The 24,101-nt window shown below is 71.7% G+C and carries 22 protein-coding genes and 1 riboswitch; of the genes, 4 read left to right on the forward strand and 18 right to left on the reverse strand.

Annotated elements, in window-relative coordinates:
* Positions 1-267: 267 nt before the first annotated feature.
* A complete protein-coding gene (locus ACIQCH_RS20725; protein WP_402582816.1) occupies positions 268-1,410 on the reverse strand; it encodes a glycosyltransferase family 4 protein in 1,143 nt (380 codons plus the stop codon).
* A gap of 68 nt (positions 1,411-1,478) precedes the next feature.
* On the opposite strand from ACIQCH_RS20725, the gene ACIQCH_RS20730 reads away from it, so the two are divergent.
* A complete protein-coding gene (locus ACIQCH_RS20730; protein ID WP_402582817.1) occupies positions 1,479-2,633 on the forward strand; it encodes a glycosyltransferase 87 family protein in 1,155 nt (384 codons plus the stop codon).
* A gap of 44 nt (positions 2,634-2,677) precedes the next feature.
* Here ACIQCH_RS20730 and ACIQCH_RS20735 read toward each other — a convergent pair whose 3' ends face one another.
* The 5 genes from ACIQCH_RS20735 to ACIQCH_RS20755 all read right to left on the reverse strand — a co-directional run bounded on the left by ACIQCH_RS20735 (position 2,678) and on the right by ACIQCH_RS20755 (position 8,253).
* Complete coding sequence (locus ACIQCH_RS20735; protein ID WP_402582819.1) at positions 2,678-3,916, reverse strand: hypothetical protein; 1,239 nt, start codon at positions 3,914-3,916, stop codon at positions 2,678-2,680.
* An 82-nt stretch (positions 3,917-3,998) separates the two neighbouring features.
* Positions 3,999-5,045, reverse strand: coding sequence for an NlpC/P60 family protein (locus ACIQCH_RS20740; RefSeq protein WP_402582821.1), 1,047 nt, complete (start codon positions 5,043-5,045; stop codon positions 3,999-4,001).
* A gap of 263 nt (positions 5,046-5,308) precedes the next feature.
* Positions 5,309-6,352, reverse strand: a complete 1,044-nt coding sequence (locus tag ACIQCH_RS20745; RefSeq protein WP_402582823.1) for an NlpC/P60 family protein — start codon at positions 6,350-6,352, stop codon at positions 5,309-5,311.
* A gap of 251 nt (positions 6,353-6,603) precedes the next feature.
* Positions 6,604-7,968: an NYN domain-containing protein gene (locus tag ACIQCH_RS20750; RefSeq protein ID WP_402583008.1), complete on the reverse strand. Its 1,365-nt coding sequence runs from the start codon at positions 7,966-7,968 to the stop codon at positions 6,604-6,606.
* Positions 7,969-8,013: 45 nt separating this feature from the next.
* A complete protein-coding gene (locus tag ACIQCH_RS20755; protein WP_030206510.1) occupies positions 8,014-8,253 on the reverse strand; it encodes a hypothetical protein in 240 nt (79 codons plus the stop codon).
* Between the two features lie 221 nt (positions 8,254-8,474).
* On the opposite strand from ACIQCH_RS20755, the gene ACIQCH_RS20760 reads away from it, so the two are divergent.
* Together ACIQCH_RS20760 and ACIQCH_RS20765 are read left to right on the forward strand one after the other, a co-directional pair.
* The gene (locus ACIQCH_RS20760) at positions 8,475-9,185 is read left to right on the forward strand and encodes a rhomboid family intramembrane serine protease (protein ID WP_402582825.1); all 711 of its coding nucleotides are present in this window, start codon (positions 8,475-8,477) and stop codon (positions 9,183-9,185) included.
* The gene (locus ACIQCH_RS20765; protein ID WP_030206505.1) at positions 9,182-9,463 is read left to right on the forward strand and encodes an Lrp/AsnC family transcriptional regulator; all 282 of its coding nucleotides are present in this window, start codon (positions 9,182-9,184) and stop codon (positions 9,461-9,463) included. Before ACIQCH_RS20760 ends, ACIQCH_RS20765 begins: the two co-directional genes overlap by 4 nt.
* Positions 9,464-9,537: 74 nt before the next feature.
* Here the strand turns inward: ACIQCH_RS20765 and ACIQCH_RS20770 are convergent, their stop codons facing one another.
* The 8 genes from ACIQCH_RS20770 to ACIQCH_RS20805 form a co-directional block, all read right to left on the reverse strand.
* Entirely contained in the window at positions 9,538-10,296 is a 759-nt protein-coding gene (locus tag ACIQCH_RS20770) for a DUF2785 domain-containing protein (protein ID WP_402582827.1), read from the reverse strand.
* 118 nt (positions 10,297-10,414) lie between these two features.
* Entirely contained in the window at positions 10,415-11,878 is a 1,464-nt protein-coding gene (locus ACIQCH_RS20775; protein WP_402582829.1) for an aminotransferase class V-fold PLP-dependent enzyme, read from the reverse strand.
* A gap of 231 nt (positions 11,879-12,109) precedes the next feature.
* Positions 12,110-12,226: riboswitch (SAM riboswitch) on the reverse strand.
* Between the two features lie 142 nt (positions 12,227-12,368).
* A complete protein-coding gene (locus ACIQCH_RS20780; protein ID WP_402582831.1) occupies positions 12,369-13,289 on the reverse strand; it encodes a hypothetical protein in 921 nt (306 codons plus the stop codon).
* A 185-nt stretch (positions 13,290-13,474) separates the two neighbouring features.
* Complete coding sequence (trpD, locus tag ACIQCH_RS20785; RefSeq protein ID WP_402582833.1) at positions 13,475-14,539, reverse strand: anthranilate phosphoribosyltransferase; 1,065 nt, start codon at positions 14,537-14,539, stop codon at positions 13,475-13,477.
* Positions 14,540-14,720: 181 nt separating this feature from the next.
* Positions 14,721-16,343 carry a cytochrome bc complex cytochrome b subunit gene (locus ACIQCH_RS20790; protein ID WP_402582835.1) on the reverse strand — a complete coding sequence of 541 codons (1,623 nt, stop codon included), beginning with the start codon at positions 16,341-16,343 and terminating at the stop codon, positions 14,721-14,723.
* The gene (locus tag ACIQCH_RS20795; RefSeq protein ID WP_402582837.1) at positions 16,340-17,392 is read right to left on the reverse strand and encodes a Rieske 2Fe-2S domain-containing protein; all 1,053 of its coding nucleotides are present in this window, start codon (positions 17,390-17,392) and stop codon (positions 16,340-16,342) included. Before ACIQCH_RS20795 ends, ACIQCH_RS20790 begins: the two co-directional genes overlap by 4 nt.
* Positions 17,389-18,198, reverse strand: a complete 810-nt coding sequence (locus ACIQCH_RS20800; protein WP_030206473.1) for a c-type cytochrome — start codon at positions 18,196-18,198, stop codon at positions 17,389-17,391. The genes ACIQCH_RS20795 and ACIQCH_RS20800 overlap by 4 nt, the downstream gene beginning before the upstream one ends.
* A gap of 63 nt (positions 18,199-18,261) precedes the next feature.
* On the reverse strand, positions 18,262-18,882 hold the full coding sequence (locus tag ACIQCH_RS20805; protein ID WP_030206470.1) for a heme-copper oxidase subunit III: 621 nt from the start codon (positions 18,880-18,882) through the stop codon (positions 18,262-18,264).
* A gap of 173 nt (positions 18,883-19,055) precedes the next feature.
* Here ACIQCH_RS20805 and ACIQCH_RS20810 point away from each other — a divergent pair, with 173 nt between their 5' ends.
* The gene (locus ACIQCH_RS20810; protein WP_030206467.1) at positions 19,056-19,466 is read left to right on the forward strand and encodes a response regulator transcription factor; all 411 of its coding nucleotides are present in this window, start codon (positions 19,056-19,058) and stop codon (positions 19,464-19,466) included.
* A gap of 51 nt (positions 19,467-19,517) precedes the next feature.
* On the opposite strand, the gene ACIQCH_RS20815 is transcribed toward ACIQCH_RS20810, so the two are convergent.
* From ACIQCH_RS20815 to coxB, 4 genes are all read right to left on the reverse strand, one after another.
* On the reverse strand, positions 19,518-20,768 hold the full coding sequence (locus ACIQCH_RS20815; protein WP_402582840.1) for an Ig-like domain-containing protein: 1,251 nt from the start codon (positions 20,766-20,768) through the stop codon (positions 19,518-19,520).
* A gap of 171 nt (positions 20,769-20,939) precedes the next feature.
* Positions 20,940-21,338 (reverse strand): cytochrome c oxidase subunit 4, encoded by a 399-nt coding sequence (locus tag ACIQCH_RS20820; RefSeq protein WP_030206461.1) that lies wholly within the window; start codon positions 21,336-21,338, stop codon positions 20,940-20,942.
* Positions 21,335-23,065, reverse strand: a complete 1,731-nt coding sequence (gene ctaD / locus ACIQCH_RS20825) for a cytochrome c oxidase subunit I (protein ID WP_402582842.1) — start codon at positions 23,063-23,065, stop codon at positions 21,335-21,337. The genes ACIQCH_RS20820 and ctaD overlap by 4 nt, the downstream gene beginning before the upstream one ends.
* Positions 23,062-24,033: a cytochrome c oxidase subunit II gene (coxB, locus tag ACIQCH_RS20830; protein WP_402582844.1), complete on the reverse strand. Its 972-nt coding sequence runs from the start codon at positions 24,031-24,033 to the stop codon at positions 23,062-23,064. The genes ctaD and coxB overlap by 4 nt, the downstream gene beginning before the upstream one ends.
* Positions 24,034-24,101: the final 68 nt, after the last annotated feature.

Below are 24,101 nucleotides of genomic sequence, written 5' to 3' on the forward strand. Positions count from 1 at the left end.
TCCCGTGGTGTGTGGGGGAGGCGCTTGACAGGGGTGGCAGGCTGGACCGGAGGCAGGCCCGGGCCGAGGGGGGCCGCAGGCCCGGCCGAAGGCCCGAAGCCCTCGGGGTGGGCCTGCCGCAGGGCCTGCAGGCCGCCCCTGTCAAGCGCCGAGGGGACCCACACACCACGGGACCCACCCCCGAAGCGAGCAGCAGGCCCCATCCCGGCCGGCCCCCGAAACGGGCCGACCCCGCCCCCTCCCGGGCCGACCCCGACCCCTCCCCCCTCAGAGCAGCTCCCGCAGCCTCTCCGCCAGCAGGTCCCAGCGCCACTTCTCCTCGACCCAGGCCCGACCTCGCTCGCCCATGCGGGCGCGCAGCTGCGGGTCCAGCAGGAGCGTGGCGATGCGGTCCGCCGACTCCGCCGGGTCGGAGCCGCGCACGACCCAGCCGGTCTCGCCGTCCAGCACCGCGTCCGGCGCGCCGCCCGAGTCACCGGCCACCACCGGCAGGCCCGTGGCCGAGGCCTCCAGGTACACGATGCCCAGGCCCTCCACGTCCAGCCCGCCGCGCCGGGTCCGGCACGGCATCGCGAAGACGTCGCCGGCCCCGTAGTGCGCGGGCAACTCGCCCCACGGCACCGCGCCGGTGAAGCGCACGGAGTCCGCGACCCCGGTCTCGGCGGCCAGCTTGCGCAGGTCCTCCTCGTACGGGCCGCCGCCGACCACCAGCAGCACGGCGTCCGGCACCCGCGCCAGGATCGCGGGCATCGCCCGGATCAGCGTGTCCTGCCCCTTGCGCGGCACCAGCCGCGACACGCACACCACGACCGGCCGGTCGGCGAGCCCGAGCCGGGCCCGCACCTCGTCGCCGCCCGAGCCGGGGTGGAAGGTCTTCTCGTCGACCCCCGGCGGCAGCTGGACCATCCGCGCGGCGGCCGCGGGCGTCAGCGCGGCGGCTATCCGCGAGCGCGTGTACTCGCCCAGGTAGGTGATCGTGTCGGTGCCCTCGCCGATCCGCCGCAGCAGCTGCCGGGAACCGGGCAGCTGCGCCCAGCCCGCCTCGTGCCCGTGCGTGGTCGCCACCAGCCGCTGCGCGCCCGCCCGGCGCAGGGCCGGGGCCATCAGGCCGAGCGGCGCGGCCGCGCCGAACCAGACCGAGCTGCAGCCGTGTTCGCGCAGCAGCGCGGTGGCCCGAGCGGTCACCCGCGGGGTCGGCAGCAGCATCGTCGCGCGGTCGCGCACGACCGGGAACGGCTGCTCCGCGTCGAAGGCGGCGGTGGCCTCCCGGCCCTCCGCGCTGTGCTTCCAGGTGGAGGCGTAGACGACGATCCGGTCGGGGTCCAGGCGCAGCGCCATGTTGTGCAGGAAGGCCTGGATGCCGCCGGGGCGGGGCGGGAAGTCGTTGGTCACGATCAGCGTCTTGTGCATCGCCTGCGACAGTACCGAACGGCCGCGCCGAATGGCTCCCGGCCCCGGCCGCACGGCATCATGGCGCGATGCTCCTGACCGCCTGGTCGGCCACCAGGGCCCTGCTCGTGCTCTGCGTCCTGCGGGTCCTGGTCGTACCCGGCCCGGACGTGACCACCGACGTCTCCGTGATCTACCAGGGCTGGTCCCAGGTGCTGCGCACCGGCACCTTCCCGCTCGACGACGTCACCTGGCAGTACCCGCCCGCCGCGGCGCTGCCGGTGCTGGCCCCCGGCCTGCTGCCGTTCCTGGACTACGCCGCCGCCTTCTTCGTCCTGGCGCTGCTGACGGACGCGGCGGTGCTGTGGCTGCTGGTACGGGTGGGCCGGCGACCGGGGCGCAGTCCGGCAGGGGCGTGGGCCTGGACGGCCGGCGTGCCGCTGCTGGGGCCCACCGCGTACGCCCGCTTCGACCTGCTCGTGACGGCCGTGGCGGTGGCGGCACTGCTGGTGCCCCGGCTGCGCGGGCCCCTGATCGGGCTGGGCGCGCTCCTGAAGGTGTGGCCCGTGCTGCTGCTGGCCGGGGTGCGCGACCGGGCCGCGTGGGTGTCGGCGGGCGTGGCGGCGGCGGGGCTGCTGGCGGCCTTCACCGTGCTGGTGCCGGGGGCGCTGGCGTTCCTGACGTTCCAACGGGACCGGGGCACGGAGGTGGAGTCGCTGGGGGCCCTGGTGTTCCACGCGGCGGCGCACTTCGGCTGGCAGGGGGCGGTGATGATGAACTACGGCTCGGTGGAGTTCGTCGGGCCGTACGTGCCGCTGGTCAGCCGGGCCGCGCTCGCGCTGACGCTGCTGGGCTTCGCGTGGCTGCTGGTGTGGCGGGCGCGGGCCCGGGCGTTCGGGCCCCACACGGTGGCGGACGCCGCGTTCGCGGCCGTGCTGCTGTTCATCACCACGAGCCGGGTGATCAGCCCGCAGTACCTGCTGTGGCCGCTCGGCCTGGCGGCCGTCTGCCTCACGCTGCGCTCCACGCGCATGCGGTCGGCCGCCCACCTGGTCCTGGCGGCCACCGCGGCCACCTTCCTGGAGTTCCCGCTGGCCTTCTCGTACGTCGTCCACAGCGAGCCGCTGGGCGTGGGCCTGCTCGTGCTGCGCAACGGACTCCTCGTGGCCGCCGCGACCACGGCCTGCCGCGCCCTCTGGCGCGACACGGTCCCTTCGCGCCGCCGGAGCCCGGCCCGCGTCTGACGCTCCCCGTCCCCGGCGGCCCCACCGGCCGCCCCGACCGGCCGTCAGCCGAGCTGCGTGCGGAGGTAGTCGCGCCAGGACGAGGTGAAGTCGGCGGGGAGCAGGCCGAGCTGGGCGAAGGCGGCGTCGGGGGAACGGCCGGCGGTCTCGTAGAAGGCGACCAGCTGCGCCTCGCCCCAGCGCTCCGCCAGCATCCGGACCGCGAGCCACGCCCCCTCGTACGCCCGGGCCAGCGCGTCCGCGTCGCCCGCGAAGGCGAACTGGGACGCGTCCGGCAGGGTCGTGGGCGGCGCACCGGCGCGCACCGCCCGGGTCAGGGCCGGGGCGATCTGCTGCGGCGGGCGGCCGGTCGCGCGGTAGGCCACGTAGTCCGCGAAGCCCTCGGAGAGCCACAGCGGGGTCTGCTGCGTGGTCGCGTCCCGGGTCGCGACGTGGACGGCCTCGTGGGTGATCACCACCTGCCGGCCGAGGTCACCGAGGCGCTGGTACGCCTCCGGATTGATCGTCACCCGGTCCCCCGGCGAGGTGGTGACCGCCGCCATGCCGGTGAACGAGGAGGCCGGGGACCCCAGCAGCTGCGCCATCGCCGCCACGGACTCCGGTACCTGCACGAGCAGCCGTCCCACCCACGGCCGGGGCCACACCGCGCGGACGGCCGGCACCGCCCGGTCGGCGTCCGCCGCCACCCCGGTCAGCAGGGCGCGGTCCTGGCCGACGCCCAGGACCAGGCTCCGGGTGCCGTGGACCGCCGTCACCGGCCCCTGCTCCCACAGGAGCGGGTGCGACCCGGGGCCCGGCCGGTCGGCGACGACGTACCAGCCGCCGTCCCGCTGCCGCCCGGGGCCCTTCTCGTCGTCGTCCGGCTCCTCGGGCGCCTCGGTCCGGGCCGGTTCGAGGGCCTGCCCCCGCTGCAGTTCCACCTCGCGGGCGGAGACCAGCGGGCGCGCGTCGTAGCCGGTGATGCGGTAGCTCAGTTCCGCCGAGACGAAGGCCCGGTTGCCGTCGACGCGTACGGAGCCGGCCCGGTAGTCCCAGGCGGCCAGCGGCACCTGCGCCGCGTCCGCGAAGGTCGCCCGGGCACCCGGCCGGTGGTCCAGCTCCAGGTAGCGGGCCTCGTCGCGGGCGAGGAAGGCCGCGCTCCAGCCGTCGAGGGTGCCCTCCACGGCCCGTTCCGTCCGCTCGGTCCCGTCCACGGGTGCGGGCGGCGCCGTGCAGCCCCCGGCCAGCAGGGCCGGCAGGAGGGCGAGCGGCGTCAGGAGCCGGAGCGTCGCACGTCGGAACACGTGCCCGATCGTACGACCGTACGCCCGATCGGGCGCGGTGCCGGCGGGTACCGGCTCGGGGACGCGTCACCGCGGCACCGCCTCAGGGGCGCGTCACCGCGGACACCGGCATCATCCCGACCGGGTCGTAGCGCACCGGGGCGCCCGGGTAGGGGGCGTGCACGACCTGCCCGTTGCCCACGTACATGGCCACGTGGCTGGCGTCCGACCGGTACGTGACCAGGTCCCCCGGCTGCGCCTCGGACAGCGGCACCCGCCGGCCGGCGGACCGCTGGGCCTGGGAGGTGCGCGGCAGCGAGACGCCGGCCTGCCGGTAGGACCACACCATGAGCCCGGAGCAGTCGAAGGCGGAGGGTCCGGTGGCCCCCCACACGTAGGGCCGGCCCACGGCGGCCCGGGCGGCCAGCACGGCGGCGGCGGCCCGGCCGGACGAGGCGGCGACCCCGGAGAGGTCGGGCATCGCCTCGGCGCGGCCGCCGGAGCGGGAGGCGCGCTCGAAGGCGGCCCGCTCGTCGGAGGGCATCGTCTCCAGGATCCGGCGGGCGGCCGCCAGCTTGGCCGTGACCGACCGCTTGTGGCGGGCCACGTCCGCGCGCACCGCCTCCAGTTCGCCGAGCTTGCGGGAGGCCTCGCGGCGTTCCTGACCCAGTCGGCGCTGGGCCTCGCGGAGTTCGGTGAGGGTGGCGGCCTGGCGCAGCGAGAGCCGGTCGAGGGCCGCGGCCTTCTCCAGGTAGTCGTCCGGGTCGTCGGAGAGGAGGAGTTCGACCGCGGGGTCGACGCCGCCGCCGGAGCGGTACTGGGCGCCGGCGTAGGTGCCGAGCAGGCCGCGCATGGTGTTGATCCGGTCCTGGCCGCGGGCCACGGCGTCCTGGGTGCGCCGGATCTCCTTGCGGAGCTTCGCGGCGTGCTCCCCGGCCTCGTTGAAGCGCTCGGTGGCCTGCTCGGCCTCCTCGAAGAGCCGGTCGACCCGGGCTCGGGCGCCGGCACCCGGTTCCTCGGGGGCGGCGTGCGCGGGGACACCGGTCAGGGCCGCCGCCGCGGTCGCCGCCGCGGCGGCGGTCAGGACGGTGAGGCTGGTGCCGCGCGTACCGCGGTCGAGGCCCGAGGCGGGCCGGCGATGGGACGCCACAGGAGCCGTACCCCTTCCGCTCGCGCGGGGCCCGGGTCCGCCCCCCGTGGACGGCCGTGTTCCGGGGCCCGCGCTGGCCGACAGTAGCCGCGCGGGGAGGGCGGGACCAACGACCGTCGGGGGCACGCACAGTGACGCCCCGCCGGAGAACACAGGTCACCGGCGGGGCGCGGGGTCAGCTTGGGTTGTCGCGATTCGCCCGATTGGGCGGGTGGCGGCGGGTCGTCGTCCGATTGATCCGGACCCGCCGACGGGTGTTGCCGTCAGGCGACGCGGACGCCGAACTGGAACGGCATGTAGTCCATGTTCTCGTACTTGACGCCGCCGCGCGGGTTCGAGGCGTGCAGCACCGTGTTGTTGCCGGCGTAGAGGCCGACGTGGTGCAGGTCAGAGTAGAAGAAGACCAGGTCGCCCGGCTGGAGCTGGCTACGGCCGATCCGGGTGCCGTCGTTGACCTGCGTGTAGGTCGTGCGCGAGATGCCGACGCCGGCCTGCTTGTACGCCCACTGCGTCAGACCCGAGCAGTCGAAGGCGTTGGGGCCCTCGTAGCCGGATATGTAGGCCGAGCCCAGCTTGGTTTTGGCGTACGCCAGGGCCTCGCCCGCGTGGCCCGATCCCTTGACGTTCGGGTCGAGGCTGCCGCCGCGACCGCCGCCGCCACCACCGCGGCTGGCGCGGGTGTTGTCGTCGTCGTTCAGCCGCTGGCGCTCTTCGGCGGTCAGGGAGTTGAGCAGCTTCTGCGCCTCGGCGAGCTTGGCCTGGATCTCGGCCTTCTTCTCGCCGAGCTCCTTGCGGGTGTCCGCCAGGTCCTTGAGCTTGCCGGCGGCCTCCTGGCGCTCCTGCGCGAGGGCCCGCTGCTTCTCCTGGATCTTGTGGACGGACTCGACCTGCTTGGCGCTCAACTGGTCGAGCACGGAGGCCTTGGCGAGGTATTCGTCCGGGTTGTCCGACAGCAGGAGCTGGATGGAGCTGTCCACACCGCCGTTGCGGTACTGGGCGCTGGCCATCGAACCCATCTGGTCGCGCATCTCGTTGAGCTCGGCCTGGCCGCGGGCGACCTTGTCCTGGAGCTGGCCGATCTCCTTCTCGAGCTTGCGCTGCTGCTCGCGGGCCCCGTTGAACTTCTCGGTGGCCTTCTCCGCCTGGTCGTACAGACCGTCGACCTTGGACTTGACCTCGTCCTTGCTCGGCTTGGCGGGGGCCGCCTGCGCGTTCTGGGAGGCGAGGGCTACTGCTGCGGCCGCGAGCGCGGTGAGCGTGGTCACACGAGCGCGGGTCGGCTGCTTGGGTCGACGGTGGGACGCCACGGGGGCGAGCTCCTTCTTCCTCGAGCCGCCGAACGAAACGCAGTCGCGGCGGTACCTTCGCGGCCACCCCGAATGAGTGATCAACCGCACGAAGGTTTGAGCCCAGACCCTAGTGACCTTTCTGTGATCAGTTCAAATCCTGACGAGCAAAATCTCGCCCGGAAGCCCACTTCTTCACATCCAGAGCACGCTGCGTACCGGCCACTTGACGGACCGTCCCTGCCAAATCGGGCATAGTGCGCAGTACTTGACTAGGCGCGTGAAAGCCGCTTGAGGAGCAAGAGGGACGCAACGGGCCGCGCCCCCGCGCGGGCCACCCCGTCGGCCACCTCGCGGTCGGTGGACGCCACGACCACCGGCCGGCCGGGCGGCTCCGCCCGCACCAGCTGCCGGATCAACTCGTCAGCGGTGACACCGGCCTTGGAGAACAGCACCCGCACCCCGCGCGGCGGCGCGAGCAGCACCGGCGCGGCCAGCTCGGCGCCGTCGAAGACGCACGTCACCTCGGCACCGGTCTGCGCCGCCAGCATCGACAGGCCGCCCAGCAGCCGCAGCCGCTGCTTCTCCAGCGGCATCGTCGGATAGCCGGTCTTGGTCACGTTGTAGCCGTCGACGACCAGGTGCACCTGCGGCAGCGCCAGCAGCTGGTCCAGCAGCGCCGGGTCCGTCTCCGACAGGGCCCGGGCCGCGATGTCCTTGGGCGTCATCCGGCCCGGCTCCACCGCGTCGACGGTGTCCGCCGGCCGTACCGAGGCGGGCGGCAGGGCGAGCTCCCGGCGCAGTCCCTGCGCCGACTCCAGCACGGTGTCCAGCAGCAGCCGCAGCCGCATGTCCTCGACGCTGCGCCCCTCGCGGGCCGAGCGGCGGCTGGCCTCCAGGGCCGCCTCCACCTCGGTCAGGCGGGACTTCAGCCGCCGGCCCTCGCTCTCGGCCGCGGCCACCTGCGCGGCGGCCTCGGCACGGAACGCGTCGGCCTCGGCCGCGGCCTTCCGCAGCGCCGCCTCGCCGCGCTTGACGTCGTTCAGGGCGCTGCGCAGCTTGCGCTGAAGCGATTCGGCTTCCTTGCGGGCCGCCTCCAGCTCGTGCCGCTGGTGCTCCCCGTGGGTGCGCTGCTGCTCGCGCAGCAGGGCCAGCTCCTCGCGCAGTCGTTCGAGCTCGCGCTGGGTCTCCTCGCCGGCCCGCTCGGCGTCGGCCCGCTGGGCCTCCTCGCCCGCGGCCGCCACCAGCTTCACCCAGCCGGCCGGGCGCAGGACGTACGCCACCGCCGCCACGTCCAGCGGGTCGGCGGCGGCCGGCGACGAGCCGGACTCCAGGGCGGCGGCCAGCTCCGGCTGCGCCTCCCGGAGCCGTTCGGCGATCCGGCCGCGGAAGACCGGGTCGCCCTCCAGCGCGGCGGCCATCGCGTTGCCCGCGAACTTGGCGCGCCGCGTGGGGGTGAACCGGGCGTACTGGCGCAGCTGCGACGGCAGGTCGGCGAGCGTCAGCCCGCCGAACGCGTCGGCCGTGAACGCGACGACCCTGCGCCGTACGCCTTCCGGCAGAGGCCGGTCGAGCGCCTCGGCGTCGCCACCACCGGCCGCGCCGGCCGGTTCAGCGCCGCTTGCAGGCTCCACAATCCGTCACCCCTACCGTCGGTTCCTCAATCGGCGGGTGCCGCTCCCTCAGGAGTCGGCGCCCGGCCTGTCCACGAGCTCGATCTGGTCCACCGCGTTGCACCAGCGGCAGCGGACCGACTCGATGGTCTCACTCAGCACCTCGCGCTCCTCCACCTTGGGCTCTCCGGCGAGGTCGAGGTGGACGTACTCGACCACCTTCGACGAGCGGGTGACGTCGAAACGGGTGAGGTTGCCGCACAGGGTGCAGCGCCAGCGGGTCGTGGCGGTCGGCAGGGGAACCGTCATCGGGCCGATCTCTCCTTCGTGCGTGCCGCGCGGTCCGGATCGGTCGCGGGTTCACCCCGTCGTGACTCCACGCCGTCGTCGCCCCACGGCTCACTTCGGTACGCCTTCGGTACCGCTCGTAACCCTACGGCCTTACGGCAGCCCCGGGTGGGCCCCGTCCCGCATACGGGACGCGGCGGGGCGGCCTGTTCCGTTCCGTCCCGATAGGTCATGCTCTGTTCATGATCGTAAGGTGCGGAGCCGTCCGGGGCGCGGTGATCACCCACGCCCTGATCGCCGCCGGCGCGGTGCTGTTCCTCGCGGGGCCGCTGTCCGGGTTCGTCCCGTCGTACGGCACCGGGGACGCGCTGCTCGCGGAGCAGACCGCCTACCTGCGCGAATGGGGCGTGGTCCCCGACGAGCTCTTCGCCGGCGGCATCCGCACCGCCCTCACCCCGCTGACGGCGCTGTTCGTCCACGGGAACTGGCTGCACCTGCTCGGCAACATGCTCTTCCTGTACGTCTTCGGCGCGATGACCGAGGAGCGGATGGGCCGAGTGGAGTTCGCCGTCTTCTACCTCGTCTGCGGCTACCTCGCGATGGTGGCGTACGCGGCGGCCAACGCCTCCTCCGACCAGACGCTGGTCGGCGCCTCGGGGGCGATCTCCGGGGTGCTCGGCGCGTTCCTGTGCCTCTTCCCGCGGGCCAGGGTGACCAGCGTCTTCCCGTTCCTCTTCTTCCTGCCGCTGCGCCTGCCCGCCTGGGTGGTCCTGCTCTTCTGGTTCGCGCTCCAGGGCCTGGCCCAGTACCGGGCCGGCAGCGGTCCCGGGGTGGCGTACCTGGCCCACCTCGTCGGCTTCACGCTGGGCTTCCTGTACGCCTGGGGCCGCTACCGGCGTACGACTACAGTGAGGAGATCAGCCGCGGCCACCGAGGGAGACAGCACGCCGTGATCACTGCCCTTGTCCTCATCAAGACCAGCGTGGACCGGATCCCGGAGATCGCCGAGCGGATCGCGGCCCTGGAGAACGTCAGCGAGGTCTACTCGGTCACCGGTACGTACGACCTCATCGCCCTCGTGCGGGTCTCCCGCCACGAGGACCTGGCCGACATCATCCCCGGCCGGATCAGCAAGATCCCGGGCGTCGAGGCCACGGACACCCACGTCGCCTTCCGCACCTACTCGCAGCACGACCTCGAGGCGGCCTTCGCCATCGGCCTGGACGCCTGACCGACACGGCGACGAAGCGACGGAGGGCGGTGCCGGGACCCCCGTCCCCGGCACCGCCCCCGCGTCCGCGGCGGTCAGCGGGCGTCGAACGCCGCCAGGACCTCGCCCAGCCGAACTCGCAGGAGCCGGCGGTGCGGGAGGTCACCGCGGTCGACGAGGACGTACAGCGCCCGTAGCGTCCGCAGGGTGTTGGAGACCCAGGCCGGGGCCGGGCCCCGGGCCACTCCCCGCAGGGCGGCCTCCAGCGGCAGCAGCCAGTCGGTGGCGTCGCCCTCCCCCGCGTCCCGACGGTCCAGGGCCAGGGCGAGGCCGCGGGCCAACCGGTCGTCCTCCAACTGGTCGAACACGTGGTCCGTAGGGGCCAGCAGGCGGTCCGCGGCCAGTGCCGGCATGCGTCCCGGCGCCACCTCCGGCCGCTGCCCGAAGGCGCCCAGCAGGTCGGCGCCGTGCGCGGCCGCGTGCAGCCAGCCGAGCCGCTCGTCCCAGCCGCGCAGATCGTCCTCGGTGACGTACCAGTGGGCGAAGGCGTCCACCCATCCCGCGGCGAACTCCCCCTTGCGCACCAGCATCCGCAGCACCAGCGGGGCGAAGGTGCGGGCCTGCACCTCGGGGTGACCGAACCGGGCCGCCATCTCGTCGCCGAGGGCCCGTCGCCGCGGCGCGTCGATCACGCCACGGTCGATCCAGGCCGCCAGGACGGCGTACGCCGCCCCGTCCCTGACCTCGGGGTCCGGGTCGGCCAGCGCGCGGGAGAGCCCGGCCACCAGGTCGTCGAGGCCGTGTCCGGCCGGCACGGTGTACCCGGCGTCCGCGATGCCCTGCCACATGATCATGAACACAGCGTAGGGAGTCCCCGGCCCGGCCCCCAGCGAACAATCCGACGGGCCGGCGCCGAGGCCCCCCCGACGGCAGGGCGCGGGACGGGGAGCCACCCCGGCGGCGGGCGGGGGATCAGACGGCCGGGACGCAGCGGCCTTCCTGCGTGCGGTACTCCCACTGGGCGCCGTGGGAGACCAGCTCCCGCACGGCGCGGACGAACCGCTCCACGTGCTCGTCGGGGGTACCCGCGCCGAAGCTGACCCGGATCGCGTTCAGCGACCTCTCGCCCGGGGCGGCCTCCGGGGACCCGCACGCGCCGGGCTCCTGCGGCGCGCCGCCGAGCAGGGTGCGCACCAGCGGGTGGGCGCAGAACAGCCCGTCGCGCACGCCGATCCCGTACTCGGCGGAGAGCGCGGCCGCGAAGTGCGAGCTGTTCCAGCCCTCGACGACGAACGAGATGACGCCCACACGGGCCGCGTCCGCGCCGAACAGCGAGAGGACCCGTACCTCGGGGACCTCCGCGAGGCCCTCCCGGACGCGGCGCACGAGCTCCTGCTCGCGGGCGACCAGGCGGTCGAAGCCCGCCTCGGTCAGGGCCCGGCAGGCGGAGGCGAGGGCGTAGACGCCGATGACGTTGGGCGAACCGGCCTCGTGGCGGGCCGCGGTGGCGTGCCACTCGACGGCCACTCCCCCGTCCTCGTCGCGGGCGACCGTGCGGGAGGCCCCGCCGCCGGCGAGGTACGGCGCGGCCGCCTGCAGCCAGTCGGCCCGGCCGGCCAGCACGCCCGAGCCGAAGGGCGCGTACAGCTTGTGTCCGGAGAAGGCGACCCAGTCCACGTCGAGGTCCTGCACGGAGACCGGGTGGTGCGGGGCCAACTGGGCGGCGTCCAGGACGATGCGGGCGCCGTGCGCGTGGGCGGCCGCGGCCAGCTCCTTGACGGGCCACAGCTCGCCGGTGACGTTGGAGGCGCCGGTGACGCACACCAGGGCCGGGCCGTGGGGGTCGCGGTCGGCGAGTGCGCGCTCCAGCGTGTCGACGGCCTCGGCGGGGGTGCGCGGGGCGTCGAGGTAGGTGACCTGGTGGCCGCTCCAGGGCAGCAGCGAGGCGTGGTGCTCGGTCTCGAAGACGAACACCCGGCAGTCGGCGGGCAGCACGTGGGCGAGCAGGTTGAGGGAGTCCGTCGTCGAGCGGGTGAAAATCACCTGATCGGAGGAACGGCAGTCGAGGAACTCGGCCACCGTGGCGCGGCTGGCCTCGAAGAGGTCGGTGGACAGCTGGGAGAGGTACCCGGCCCCGCGGTGCACGCTCCCGTAGTACGGGGCGTACGCCGCGACGTCGTCCCAGACCCGCTGGAGGGCCGGGGCGCTGGCGGCGTAGTCGAGGGCGGCGTAGGTGACCTCACCACCGGTGACGAGGGGGACGGTGACGTCGCGGCCGAGGACCGGCAGCGGCGCGGCGGCGCAGTCGGCGTCGGCCGCGTGGGCGCCGGCGCAGCAGGCGTCGGCGCCGTCCTCGGCGGCGGCCGGGGCGGTGGGGGTGACGGTGGCGACGTAGGTGGTGGCGGCTACGGCGGCGGCGTTCGGGTACGCGGACATGGCGGTATCTCCCGGGGCATGCAGGGTGAATGGCTTCGCTGACCCCGCCGGGGGTACGCCTGTACGGTCGCGCGGGCGGGGGTGTGCCTCGACGTACGGCGGGACGGACACCGGGGATCCCGGCGGGGCCGCGCGTACGGAGGGGTGGAGAAGAGGGGCGCTGGGCGCCTATCGCATTCGCTTGCTCACGGAAAAACGCTCCTCGAGGACCAGGACCCCTGGTGGTCGAGGGGTCCGCGCTTGCCGCGGACCTCGCTGCCCACGGCCTGGTCATCACCCGGGGCACCCCGCCACGGACGGAGGGTTGCCGGACAGCAAGCCGGGGCCAAAACGCTGTCACTCGTGACCTGTGAGCATCCTGCCGACAAGATCCCGGCCCCGCAACCCGTGTCCGCATCCCGGACAGCCGTACCGCGAACCCGTGTTGGGCCGCGGCCGGGTGCGGGAGTGCGGGGAGGTGGCGGGGCGCGGTGGGGGCGCGGAGGCCGCCTCAGGGGCGCTCCCACACCGTGACGGCCACGGTGATCTGCCGGTCGGGGTCGGAGAAGCCGGTCACGGTGAGCCGGGCGACCCGGCCGTTCTCGGTCCCCACGCAGGCCGTGTCGCCGACCTGTACGTCCAGGGCGTTCTGCCCCAGTCGGCTGTTCAGCAGCTCGACGCACTGCTGGCGGGAGGGTGACCGGGCCCCGCTCCAGGCGACGAGGGCGTAGGGGCCGTACAGCTCGTGGGTGCCGCGGGGGCCGAGGTCGCCGAGCGGGGCGCGCGAGGGCGGGGCCGAGTCCAGGAACCAGCCGCCGGCCCGGTAGCCGCTGCCGTCCACGACCAGTTCGCCCTGCCACCGGACGCGTACGGGGCGCGGGGCGGGCGGGGTCGTCTCCGGCGGCTCCTCGCGGGGCGGGTCCGGACGGGTGGGTGGTGCGGTGTCGGTCGGGTCCGTGGTGGGCGGTCGCGTGTCGGACGCGGAACGCGTCGGGGTGGGCGTGGGGGTGGGGGTGGGCGTGGGTGTCGGGCCGGTGGAGGTCGCCGGGCGTCCGGACCCCTCGGGCTCCGCGGGCCAGGTCGTCACCACGGACGGCACCGGGGCGGCGGCGCCCGGCCCGTCCCCCGGCGCGCCGATGAGGGCGACGGCGAGGTTCGCGGCGGCGCCGACGAGAGCCACGGCCAGGGACCCGAGGATCGTGATGACGGCGGCCTTCACGCCGGGGTCCTGCTCGCGGTACCAGACGCCCAGTCCGGCCCATCCCCGTACGGCCCCCGACGCCGTGCCCGGCGACCCGGGTCCGCCGGTTCCCGGCCGCGGCCCGGGTGCGGGGCCGGCGTGCCCGGGCGTGCCGTGACCGGGCGTGCCGTGACCGGGCGTGCCGTGCCGTGGCGTCGGCGTGCCGGGATCCGGTTCCTCGCGATCGCCCATGGCGTCCCCCGTGCGGCGGCGTGCCCCTGGCGGTCCCGCGACCGCGCGTCCGCCCCGACGCCCCAACTGTAGCCAGCGGCGCCCCCGTTGACCCGGATTGCCCGCGGGCCTCCGCGTCACTGCCCTGCGGGGAGAACCCCCGGTCCGGGCGCGGGGCGCCACGGGACCGGGGGCCAAGGGGGGCGTCAGGCGTTGCTGGCGGCCACCCAGCGGTCGAGGGTCGCACGGGCCGAGCCGGAGTCGATGGACTCGGCGGCCCGCGCCATGGCGGCGACGAGCTGCTCCTCCAGCGACCCGGTACCGGGGTCCGCCGCGACCAGCGCGGCCGCCGAGTTGAGCAGCACCGCGTCCCGGACCGGACCGGTCTCACCGGCCAGCAGGCGCCGCGCCACGTCGGCGTTGAACGAGGCGTCCGCGCCCCGCAGCGCGGAGACGTCGACCAGCGGCAGGCCCACGTCCCGCGGGTCGAAGGCGAGCTCGGTGACGCCCCCGTCCCGGACCCACCACACCCGCGACGTGGACGTGGTGGTCAGCTCGTCGAGCCCGTCGTCGCCGCGGAAGACCAGCGCCGAGGCGCCCCGCTCGGCGAACACGCCGGCCACGACGGGCGCCATCCGGGGGTCGGCCACGCCCGCGGCCACCGACCGCACCCGGGCGGGGTTGGTCAGCGGGCCGAGCACGTTGAAGGTGGTGCGGATGCCGAGCTCCTTGCGGGCCGCGGCCACGTGCCGCAGCGCGGGGTGGAACTTGACCGCGAAGCAGAAGGTGATGCCCGCCTCCTCCGCGACCTGGGCGACGCGCGCCGGCGTGAGGTTGAGGTTGACGCCGAGCTTCTCCAGCACGTCGGAGGCGCCGGACGCGGAGGACGCGGCCCGGTTGCCGTGCTTGACGACCTTGGCACCCGCACCGGCGACCACGATCGAGGACATCGTCGAGATGTTGACGGTCTTCGCGCCGTCGCCGCCGGTGCCGACGATGTCGACAGTGCGGCCGGAGACCTCGATGAGGTTGGCGTGCGCGTACATGGCCCGCACCAGGCCGTTGATCTCGGCCACGGTCTCGCCCTTGGCGCGCAGGGCGACCACGAAGCCGGCGATCTGGGCGTCGGTGGCCTCGCCGCGCATGATGCGGTCCATGGCCCACGCGGTGTCGTCCGCGGTCAGGTCCTTGCCGTTGAGCAGGGCGTCGAGTACGGCCGGCCAGGACCCGGCCGCCACGCTGTCGCCGCCTGCCGGGGTCACAACGTTCATGGTCCGCTCCTGGGGTCCACAGCCGGATGAGGCCCGGATGCGTTCACACGGGCCCCCATGTCACCCTCAGCCTATCCACCCCCCACGGACGGCGAAGAGCCCCGTCCAGCGTGTGGACGGGGCTCTTGCCGTGGCGACTACATGTCGTGGTCAGCCGGCGGTGCCGGGTGACCGTCGGGGATCAGTGGTGGCCGTGGCCGCTCTGGATCTCCTTGAACTCCTCCACCGTGGGCTTCGGAATCTGGTTGCCCTCGGCGTAGTAGCCCTTGCTCAGCTTGGCGCGGAGCTTCTCGCCGGCCTTCACCTTGCGCTCGACACCGTTCTCGTCGACCGTCGGGCCGATCTCCACGGGCGCGTACTGCTCGTGCGAGGTCAGCTTGTGCAGCTGGCCCTGCGGCAGCGGCTCGTGGACCTCGATGAACTCACCGTGCGGCAGGCGCTTGATGATGCCGGTCTCGCGACCGTGCAGCACCTTGTCCCGGTCGCGGCGCTGGAGGCCGAGGCAGATGCGCTTGGTGATGATGAACGCGATGACCGGGCCCACGAAGAAGCCGATGCGGGTGAACCAGGTGATCGAGTTGATCGACAGGTGGAAGTACTGCGCGAACATGTCGTTTCCACCGGCGATCAGCAGGATGACGTACCACGTCAGCCAGGCCACACCGAAGGCGGTACGGGTCGGGACGTTGCGCGGGCGGTCCAGGATGTGGTGCTCGCGCTTGTCGCCGGTGACCCAGGACTCGATGAACGGGTAGACCGCGATCGCGACCAGGACCAGCGGGAAGATGACCAGCGGGATGAACACGCCCAGGACGAGCGTGTGGCCCCACAGGTTGATCTCCCAGCCGGGCATGGCACGGATCAGACCCTCGGAGAAGCCCATGTACCAGTCGGGCTGGGCGCCCGTGGACACGTGGTCCGGCACGTACGGGCCGAGCGCCCAGATCGGGTTGATCGAGGCGATCGCCGCGATGGCCGCGATGACACCGAAGACCAGGAAGAAGAAGCCTCCGGCCTTGGCCATGTAGACCGGCAGCAGCGGCATGCCGACGACGTTCTCGTTGGTCTTGCCGGGGCCCGCGAACTGCGTGTGCTTGTGGTAGAAGACCAGGATCAGGTGGCCCACCAGCAGGCCGAGCATGATGCCCGGCAGCAGCAGGATGTGGATCGAGTAGAACCGCGCCACGAAGTCGTGGCCCGGGAACTCGCCGCCGAAGAGGAAGAACGACAGGTACGTGCCGACGATCGGCACGGACAGGATCGCGCCCTCCATGAAGCGGACACCGGTGCCCGAGAGCAGGTCGTCCGGCAGGGAGTAACCGGTGAAGCCGGTGAACATGCCGAGGACCAGCAGCAGGAAGCCGAAGACCCAGTTGACCTCGCGCGGCTTGCGGAAGGCGCCCGTGAAGAAGACGCGCATCATGTGCACGAGCATCGCCGCGATGAAGATCAGCGCCGCCCAGTGGTGGATCTGCCGGATGAGCAGACCGCCGCGGACGTCGAAGCTGATGTCCAGGGTCGAGGAGAAGGCCTCGGACATCGTCACACCCTGCATGGGCACGTACGAGCCGTGGTACACGACCTCGTTCATGCTCGGGTGGAAGAACAGCGTCAGGTACACACCCGTGAGGATGATGATGATGAAGCTGTAGAGGCAGATCTCACCCAGCATGAAGGACCAGTGGTCCGGGAAGATCTTGCGCATGTTGGACTTGGCCAGGCTGTAGATGCCCAGTCGTCCGTCGGCCCAGTCGGCGATGCGCTCGCCGGCCGGAGCCTTTTTGGTTTCAGTGGCAGTGCTCATCCGCGCTCCCAGAAAGCAGGACCGACGGGCTCTTCGAAGTCGCCGAGCGCCTCGAGGAAGCCTTCGTCATTCACGCCGATGCGCAGCTGCGGGAGGGCGTGACCGGCCGGGCCGAAGATGACGCGGGCACCGTCGGAGAGGTCGAAGGTGGACTGGTGGCACGGGCAGAGCACGTGGTGCGTCTGCTGCTCGTACAGGCTGATCGGGCAGCCGACGTGGGTGCAGATCTTGGAGAAGGCCACGATGCCGTCGTGCGACCACGCCAGCTCGCGCTTGTCCTTGATGTCCTCCGGCAGGATGCGGACGATCATCAGGGCGGCCTTGGCGATCTGCTGCTGGTAGTCCTCCTGCTCCTCCTCCAGCCCCTCCGGGGCGGCGAAGGTCAGGGAACCGACAGCGACGTCCTCGGGACGCAGGGGCTCCTGGGTGTTCTGGTTGATGAGCAGCTTGCCCTTCGACCAGGCGGTGTTGCGGAGCTTCTCCTCCGGCAGCGGACCCAGGTCGCGCAGCAGCATGACGCCGGAGAGCGGCACCAGCGCCATCGCGCCGAGGAGCGTGTTGCGGATCAGCGGACGACGGGCGATGACCGACTCGTCGGCACCGTCCTTGAAGTCCTGCATGACCTTGGCACGGACCTCGGGGGAGGCCTCGATCGGGTGCCGGTCGTCGGCGACCTCGACGTCGGACATCAGGGTGCGGGCCCAGTGGACCGCGCCCGCGCCGATGCAGAAGAGCGCGACGCCCAGGGTCAGGCCGAGGGCGAAGTTCAGCCCGCTGACGTGACCGACCGGGAAGATGTAGACGATCTTGTCGACCGGGATGGTCACGTACGACGCGATGAAGCCGATGGTGGCCAGCATCGAGACCGTGAACAGCAGGGCGACCGTGCGCTCGGACCGCCTGGCGGCCCGCTCGTCGATGTCCTGGATACGGGGCTTGTGGGCCGGCAGGCCCGGGTCGGCGAACGGATCGTCCGCGACGGTCACCGCACCGTGGTGGGCGTCCTGCGCGCTCGGCAGGTTCTCTTCGGGAATGTCTTGGCTACTCATGACTTCTTGGCCTTAGCGGTGTGGGCCGCGACCCAGACGGCGACAGCGATGAGCGCACCCAGACCGAAGACCCAGCCGAAGAGACCCTCGGACACGGGGCCGAGGCCACCGAGCTTGAGGCCACCGGGGCTCTCCGACTTATCGCCGTTGACGGTCTCGAGGTACGCGATGATGTCCTTCTTCTGCTTCTCCGGCATCGTGCTGTCCGGGAAGGAGGGCATGTTCTGCGGGCCGGTGAGCATGGCCTCGTAGATGTGCTTCGGCTCCACGCCTTCGAGGTTCGGCGCGTACTTGCCGTACGTCAGGGCGCCGCCCTCACCGGTGAAGTTGTGGCACTGGGCGCAGTTGTTGCGGAAGAGCTCGCCACCCTTGGCGACATCGGCACCCGCCGGGTCGTACTGCTTCTCGGTCGGCACGCTCGGGCCGGCGCCGAGAGAGGCGATGTACGCGGCGAGCTGGTCGATCTGCGCCTGGGAGTAGATGTTCTTCTTCCGGGGGATCTGCGCCCCGGGCTGCTGGGCGGGCATGCGGCCGGTCGAGACCTGGAAGTCGACCGCGGCGGCGCCGACGCCGACGAGGCTCGGGCCGTCAGAGGAACCCTGACCGCCAGTACCGTGGCAGGTCGCACAGCCCACGGCGTAGAGCTTCTTGCCTTCCTCGATGGCGAGGGACTGGGCGGTGTCGTCGGCCTGCGCCTTGCCCGCGGGCGCGAAGGCGGCGTACAGCCCCCCAGTGGCCGCCAGCGCGAGGAGTAGAACGACGAGCGCCGCCAGCGGATGGCGTCGTCGTGCGGAGAGCTTTTTCACGGATTACCCCGGTGTCAGGATCTTCTGCGTCGGTGCTTGCTGGATGAGTCGGGCCGGGCCCGGTTACTTGATCAGGTAGATCGTGGCGAAGAGGCCGATCCAGACAACATCGACGAAGTGCCAGTAGTAGGACACGACGATGGCCGACGTGGCCTGTTCGTGGGTGAACCTCTTGGCCGCGTACGTCCGGCCCAGGACCAGCAGGAAGGCGATCAGACCGCCCGTCACGTGCAGACCGTGGAAACCGGTGGTCAGGTAGAAGACCGAGCCGTAGGGGCCGGACGAGAGCGAGATGCCCTCGTGCTTGACCAGCTCGGTGTACTCGAACACCTGGCCGCCAATGAAGATGGCACCCATCACGAAGGTGATCACGAACCAGGTGCGGAGCTTCTTCACGTCACCGCGCTCGGCGGCGAAGACGCCGAGCTGGCAGGTGAGGGAGGAGAGCACCAGGATCGTGGTGTTGGTCGCCGAGAAGGGCAGGTTCAGGTTCGAGGCCTGTTCCGTCCAGTACTCGGTACCGGTCACCGATCGCAGGGTGAAGTACATCGCGAAGAGGGCCGCGAAGAACATCAGCTCGGAACTCAACCAGATGATCGTTCCGACGCTGACGAGGTTCGGTCGATTGACCGTCGGGTGCGCGTGCCCGGTATCTACTGTCGTTGCTGTCGCCACGACCGACATTATGTCGGTCGCTTATCCGGCCCTCACGCCGGGGGGTGCCGTTCGGAGTGTCCGGGAGGTGTGCACTGCCCGAACGGCCCATCCGATGCCTGTCCGAACCGATGTTGAGGGGCCGTCGGACGGAGTAGAGTCCGCGCAACATCAACGTGATTCTTGTGACACGTGGAGGAACGATGCGGGCGACTGCGAGGGTCCTGGTCTACAGCGACGACGCCACTGCGCGCGAGCAGGTGCGGCTGGCCGCGGGACGGCGGCCGGCACCGGACCTGCCGCCGGTGGAGTTCCTCGAGTGCGCGACGCTGCCGGCCGTGTTGAAGGCCCTGGACGAGGGCGGCGTCGACGTGTGCGTACTGGACGGCGAGGCCGTGCCGGCGGGCGGCATGGGCGTGTGCCGGCAGATCAAGGACGAGGTGTTCAACTGCCCGCCGGTGGTGCTGCTGATCGGCCGGCCGCAGGACGCCTGGCTGGCCACCTGGAGCCGCGCGGACGCCGCGGTGACGCTTCCGGTGGACCCGGTGGAGCTGGCGGACGCCCTGGCGGGGCTGCTGCGGCGCAGGCTGTCGGGCAACAACCACGCCGCCTGAGCAGCCCCTCCCTTCCTCCTCACGGCGTACCGGGCCCCGGCGGGCCCGTTCTCACACCTGGGGCCGCAGTCGTGCCGTGTCGGCGGGGCTGCGGCCGTCCTGGGTGCCGGCCAGCAGGGCGCTGCCCTCGCGCCACTTCTTCCAGTCCAGGTTCCAGTCGCCGTAGCCGTTGCCGAACGGGTCCATCTCGTCGCCCAGGCTGTTGACGACCTGGACGACGTCGCCCTGCTTGATGTTCTCGTAGAACCAGGCGGCGTTGTCCGTGCTCATGCCCGTGCAGCCGTGGCTGACGTTGTCGTACCCCTGCGAGCCCACGGACCAGGGCGCGGCGTGCACGTATTCACCGCTCCAGGTGACCCGGGTCGCGTAGTAGACGGGCAGGTCGTACGAGTCCGAGGTGCCCTCCGCGATGCCGACGGTGGTGCTGCGCATCCGGACGAAGTACTCCTTGCCGAGCACCACCTTGTAACCGTTGCGGGTGGAGAAGCCGGGCTTGCCGGTGGTCACCGGGATGGTGTTGACGACCTCTCCGTTGCGCTTGAAGGTCAGCTGGTGCGCTGCGGCGTCGGTGACGACCTCGACCCGGTCTCCGATGGTGAGCTTGAGGGGTGTGGCGCCGGCGCCGTAGAGGTGGTCGGTGATGCGGACGCCCTCCAGGTTGCTCCGTACGGAGACGGTGGCGTGGGCCGGCCAGTACTCCTTGGGGCGGAAGTGCAGCTTCTTGTCGTCGACCCAGTACCAGGAGCCGTCGGTGTGGGGGCTGGACTCGACGACCAGGGCCCGCTCGACGACCGCGCGGGCGGCCTTGTCCTTGACGGGCTCGCTGAGTTCGGCCGTGACGGGCTGCCCGACGCCGTACGTGCCCGTGTCGGGACCGAATTCGGCGGTCAGCAGCTTCTTCGCCGGGGTGGTCTCGAACGTCATCGTGCGCTCCCCCGGGGCGCCGCGGGCGTCCTCGGTGCCGACGGTGACGGTGTAGCGGACGCCGGCGGCGAGAGCGGTGGTACTGCGCCAGCGGTCGCCGGTGGCGGAGAGTTCGCCGGCCAGTCGCCGCCCGTGGGCGTCGACGGCGGTGACGTCCGTGATACGGCCGCCGTCACCCTTGAGCGTGACTTCCAGGGGCCGGTCGGGGTCGACGGCGCGGCTGCCCGCCTTCGTGTTGAAGGCGACCTGGTCGCTCGCGTCGAAGGGGCGGGCGGAGAGCGGGTTGTCGTCGGTCCCGCAGGCGGTGGCCCCGGCCCCGAGGGACGCGACCAGCAGGGAGCAGCTGACAACCGTCCAAAGACGCGGTGAGTGGCTCATGCCCTCAACGCTATGAAGGTATGACAATTACGGCATGCGGGGTGACTGCAAACGAGGGTGCTCGGCAAAACGATCGGTCTCTGGTAATGGAGCGCCCCGGGGTACGGCAAGGGGCCCGGACCCCTCGGTGACGAGGTGTCCGGGCCCCACGTGCCGCGTCGGGCGCGAGTGCTACTGGTTCGCGTTCTCGCCGCGGTAGTACTCGTACACCCAGCCCCACAGACCGACCATGATCACGGGAGCGGAGAAGTACAGCAGCCACCAGCCGAAGACGACGCCCATGAAGGCCAGGGCGCCACCGACGGCCAGGGAGAGCGGCTGCCAGCTGTGCGGGGAGAAGAAGCCGAGCTCGCCGGCCTCGTCCGCGACGTCGGCTTCCTTGTTGTCCTGCGCCATGGCGTCCACGCGCTTGGCGGTGAAGGCCAGGTAGTAGCCGATCATGACGCTCAGGCCGAAGGCCAGGAACAGCGCCGTGGTGCCCGCCGGCTCCTTCGACCACACGCCGTACACGACGGCCATGATCAGGATGAACGCGGAGAGCCAGAGGAACATCTTGCCCTGGATCTTCACTTGCCGGCCTCCTTGCCGCCCGCGACGGCGGTGACGGGACCGTGGTCCTCGAGGTGGTCGAGGGCCGCGATCTCAGGGTGGTGCAGGTCGAACGCCGGGGATTCGGAGCGGATCCGCGGCAGGGTGAGGAAGTTGTGCCGCGGCGGCGGGCAGGAGGTCGCCCACTCCAGCGAACGGCCGTAACCCCACGGGTCGTCGACCTCGACCTTCTTGCCGTACTTGGCCGTCTTCCAGATGTTGTAGAAGAACGGCAGGATCGACATGCCGAGCAGGAACGAGCTGATCGTGGAGATCGTGTTCAGCGCGGTGAAGCCGTCGGCCGCGAGGTAGTCCGCGTAGCGGCGCGGCATGCCCTCGGCACCCAGCCAGTGCTGGACGAGGAACGTGCCGTGGAAGCCGATGAACAGCGTCCAGAAGGTGATCTTGCCGAGGCGCTCGTCCAGCATCTTGCCCGTGAACTTCGGCCACCAGAAGTGGAAGCCGGCGAACATCGCGAAGACCACGGTGCCGAAGACGACGTAGTGGAAGTGCGCGACGACGAAGTACGAGTCGGAGACGTGGAAGTCCATCGGGGGCGAGGCCAGGATGACACCGGTCAGACCACCGAAGGTGAAGGTGATCAGGAAGCCGATCGTCCAGAGCATCGGGGTCTCGAAGGACAGCGAGCCCTTCCACATGGTGCCGATCCAGTTGAAGAACTTCACACCGGTCGGGACCGCGATCAGGAAGGTCATGAAGGAGAAGAACGGCAGCAGCACACCACCGGTGACGTACATGTGGTGGGCCCACACGGTCACGGAGAGACCGGCGATCGCGATCGTCGCGGCGATCAGGCCGATGTAACCGAACATCGGCTTGCGCGAGAAGACCGGGATCACTTCGGAAATGATTCCGAAGAACGGTAGGGCGATGATGTACACCTCTGGGTGTCCGAAGAACCAGAAGAGGTGCTGCCACAGGAGTGCACCGCCGTTGGCGGCGTCGAACACGTGGGCGCCGAACTTGCGGTCGGCCTCCAGCGCGAAGAGCGCGGCCGCCAGGACCGGGAAGGCGAGCAGGACCAGGACACCGGTCAGCAGCACGTTCCAGGTGAAGATCGGCATGCGGAACATCGTCATGCCGGGCGCGCGCATGCAGATGATCGTGGTGATGAAGTTGACCGAGCCGAGGATCGTGCCGAAGCCGGAGAAGGCCAGACCCATGATCCACATGTCGGCGCCGACGCCCGGCGAGCGGACCGCGTCCGACAGCGGGGAGTAGGCGAACCAGCCGAAGTCGGCCGCACCCTGCGGGGTGAGGAAGCCGGCCACCGCGATGACCGAGCCGAAGACGTAGAGCCAGTAGGCGAACATGTTCAGCCGCGGGAACGCCACGTCGGGCGCGCCGATCTGCAGCGGCATGATCCAGTTCGCGAAACCGGCGAACAGCGGCGTCGCGAACATCAGCAGCATGATCGTGCCGTGCATCGTGAACGCCTGGTTGAACTGCTCGTTCGACATGATCTGCGTGCCCGGGCGGGCCAGCTCGGCGCGCATGACCAAGGCCATGACACCACCGATGCAGAAGAAGATGAACGAGGTGATGAGGTAGAGCGAGCCGATCGTCTTGTGGTCCGTGGTGGTGATCCACTTGACGATGACGTTGCCGGGCTCCTTGCGCCGCACCGGCAGCTCGTTCTCATACGAGTCGGCCGCGGCGGCACCCTGGGGTTCGTTGAGGATGCTCACAGTTTGTTCGTCTCCGAGTTCCGGGCCGGATCGGTCTGCTTGATGCCCGCCGGGAGGTAACCCGTCTGACCCTTCTCGGCCAGCTCCTTGAGGTGCGCCTGGTAGCGCTCGGGGGAGACGACCTTGACGTTGAAGAGCATCCGGGAGTGGTCGACGCCGCAGAGTTCGGCGCACTTGCCCATGAAGGTGCCCTCCTGCGAAGGAGTCACCTCGAAGACATTGGTGTGGCCCGGGATGACGTCCTGCTTGAAGAGGAACGGCACCACCCAGAAGGAGTGGATGACGTCGTTGGACGACAGGATGAAGCGGACCTTCTCGCCCTTGGGGAGCCAGAGGGTCGGGCCCGGGTTGCCCGTCTGCAGGTTCCGGTCGCCCGGAACGCCCTTGGTGTAGACGCCCTCGGCGCCGGCCGGGAAGTCCTTGGAGAACTTGTCCGGGATCGAGGCGAGCTCCTTCGGGACCTCGCGGAGCCTCGGGGTCGACACGTCCCCGTCGACGTTCTCGATGTAGTTGAAGCCCCAGCTCCACTGGAAGCCGATCACGTTGATCGTGTGCTTCGGCTTGTCCAGGGCGAGGAGCTCGGACTCGTCACGCGCGGTGAAGTAGAACAGCACCGAGACGATGATGAGCGGGACCACGGTGTACAGCGCCTCGATCGGCATGTTGTACCGGGTCTGCGCCGGGACCTCCACCTTGGTGCGGCTGCGCCGGTGGAAGATGACGCTCCACAGGATCAGGCCCCAGACCAGCACGCCGGTGGCCAGGGCCGCCGCCCACGATCCCTGCCACAGGGAGAGGATGCGCGGCGCCTGCTCGGTGACCGGGGTGGGCATTCCGAGGCGGGGGAAGTCTTTCCAGGTATACGAGCAACCAGTGGCGGTCGCCAGGACCACACCCGCAGTCAGCGCCTGCAGCAGCTTCCGCCGCATCGGGCGCCGCGGCGAGCGGTCGGAGCCGTAGGGACTCACGTAGCGCCTTCCCGAGGATTCGGCCCGCGCGACCGGCTGCGGCCGTCTCGCGGGTCGGTCGCCGGCCC

The sequence above is a fragment of the Streptomyces sp. NPDC093225 genome, from assembly GCF_044753805.1.
Classification (GTDB): domain Bacteria; phylum Actinomycetota; class Actinomycetes; order Streptomycetales; family Streptomycetaceae; genus Streptomyces.

Coding starts and splice junctions, on each gene's coding strand:
- ACIQCH_RS20725 (WP_402582816.1), bottom strand. CDS start 1,410: ATGCACAAGACGCTGATCGTGACCAACGACTTCCCGCCCCGCCCCGGC.
- ACIQCH_RS20730 (WP_402582817.1), top strand. CDS start 1,479: ATGCTCCTGACCGCCTGGTCGGCCACCAGGGCCCTGCTCGTGCTCTGC.
- ACIQCH_RS20755 (WP_030206510.1), bottom strand. CDS start 8,253: ATGACGGTTCCCCTGCCGACCGCCACGACCCGCTGGCGCTGCACCCTG.
- ACIQCH_RS20760 (WP_402582825.1), top strand. CDS start 8,475: ATGATCGTAAGGTGCGGAGCCGTCCGGGGCGCGGTGATCACCCACGCC.
- ACIQCH_RS20770 (WP_402582827.1), bottom strand. CDS start 10,296: ATGATCATGTGGCAGGGCATCGCGGACGCCGGGTACACCGTGCCGGCC.
- ACIQCH_RS20775 (WP_402582829.1), bottom strand. CDS start 11,878: ATGTCCGCGTACCCGAACGCCGCCGCCGTAGCCGCCACCACCTACGTC.
- ACIQCH_RS20780 (WP_402582831.1), bottom strand. CDS start 13,289: ATGGGCGATCGCGAGGAACCGGATCCCGGCACGCCGACGCCACGGCAC.
- trpD (WP_402582833.1), bottom strand. CDS start 14,539: ATGAACGTTGTGACCCCGGCAGGCGGCGACAGCGTGGCGGCCGGGTCC.
- ACIQCH_RS20790 (WP_402582835.1), bottom strand. CDS start 16,343: ATGAGCACTGCCACTGAAACCAAAAAGGCTCCGGCCGGCGAGCGCATC.
- ACIQCH_RS20795 (WP_402582837.1), bottom strand. CDS start 17,392: ATGAGTAGCCAAGACATTCCCGAAGAGAACCTGCCGAGCGCGCAGGAC.
- ACIQCH_RS20805 (WP_030206470.1), bottom strand. CDS start 18,882: ATGTCGGTCGTGGCGACAGCAACGACAGTAGATACCGGGCACGCGCAC.
- ACIQCH_RS20810 (WP_030206467.1), top strand. CDS start 19,056: ATGCGGGCGACTGCGAGGGTCCTGGTCTACAGCGACGACGCCACTGCG.
- ACIQCH_RS20815 (WP_402582840.1), bottom strand. CDS start 20,768: ATGAGCCACTCACCGCGTCTTTGGACGGTTGTCAGCTGCTCCCTGCTG.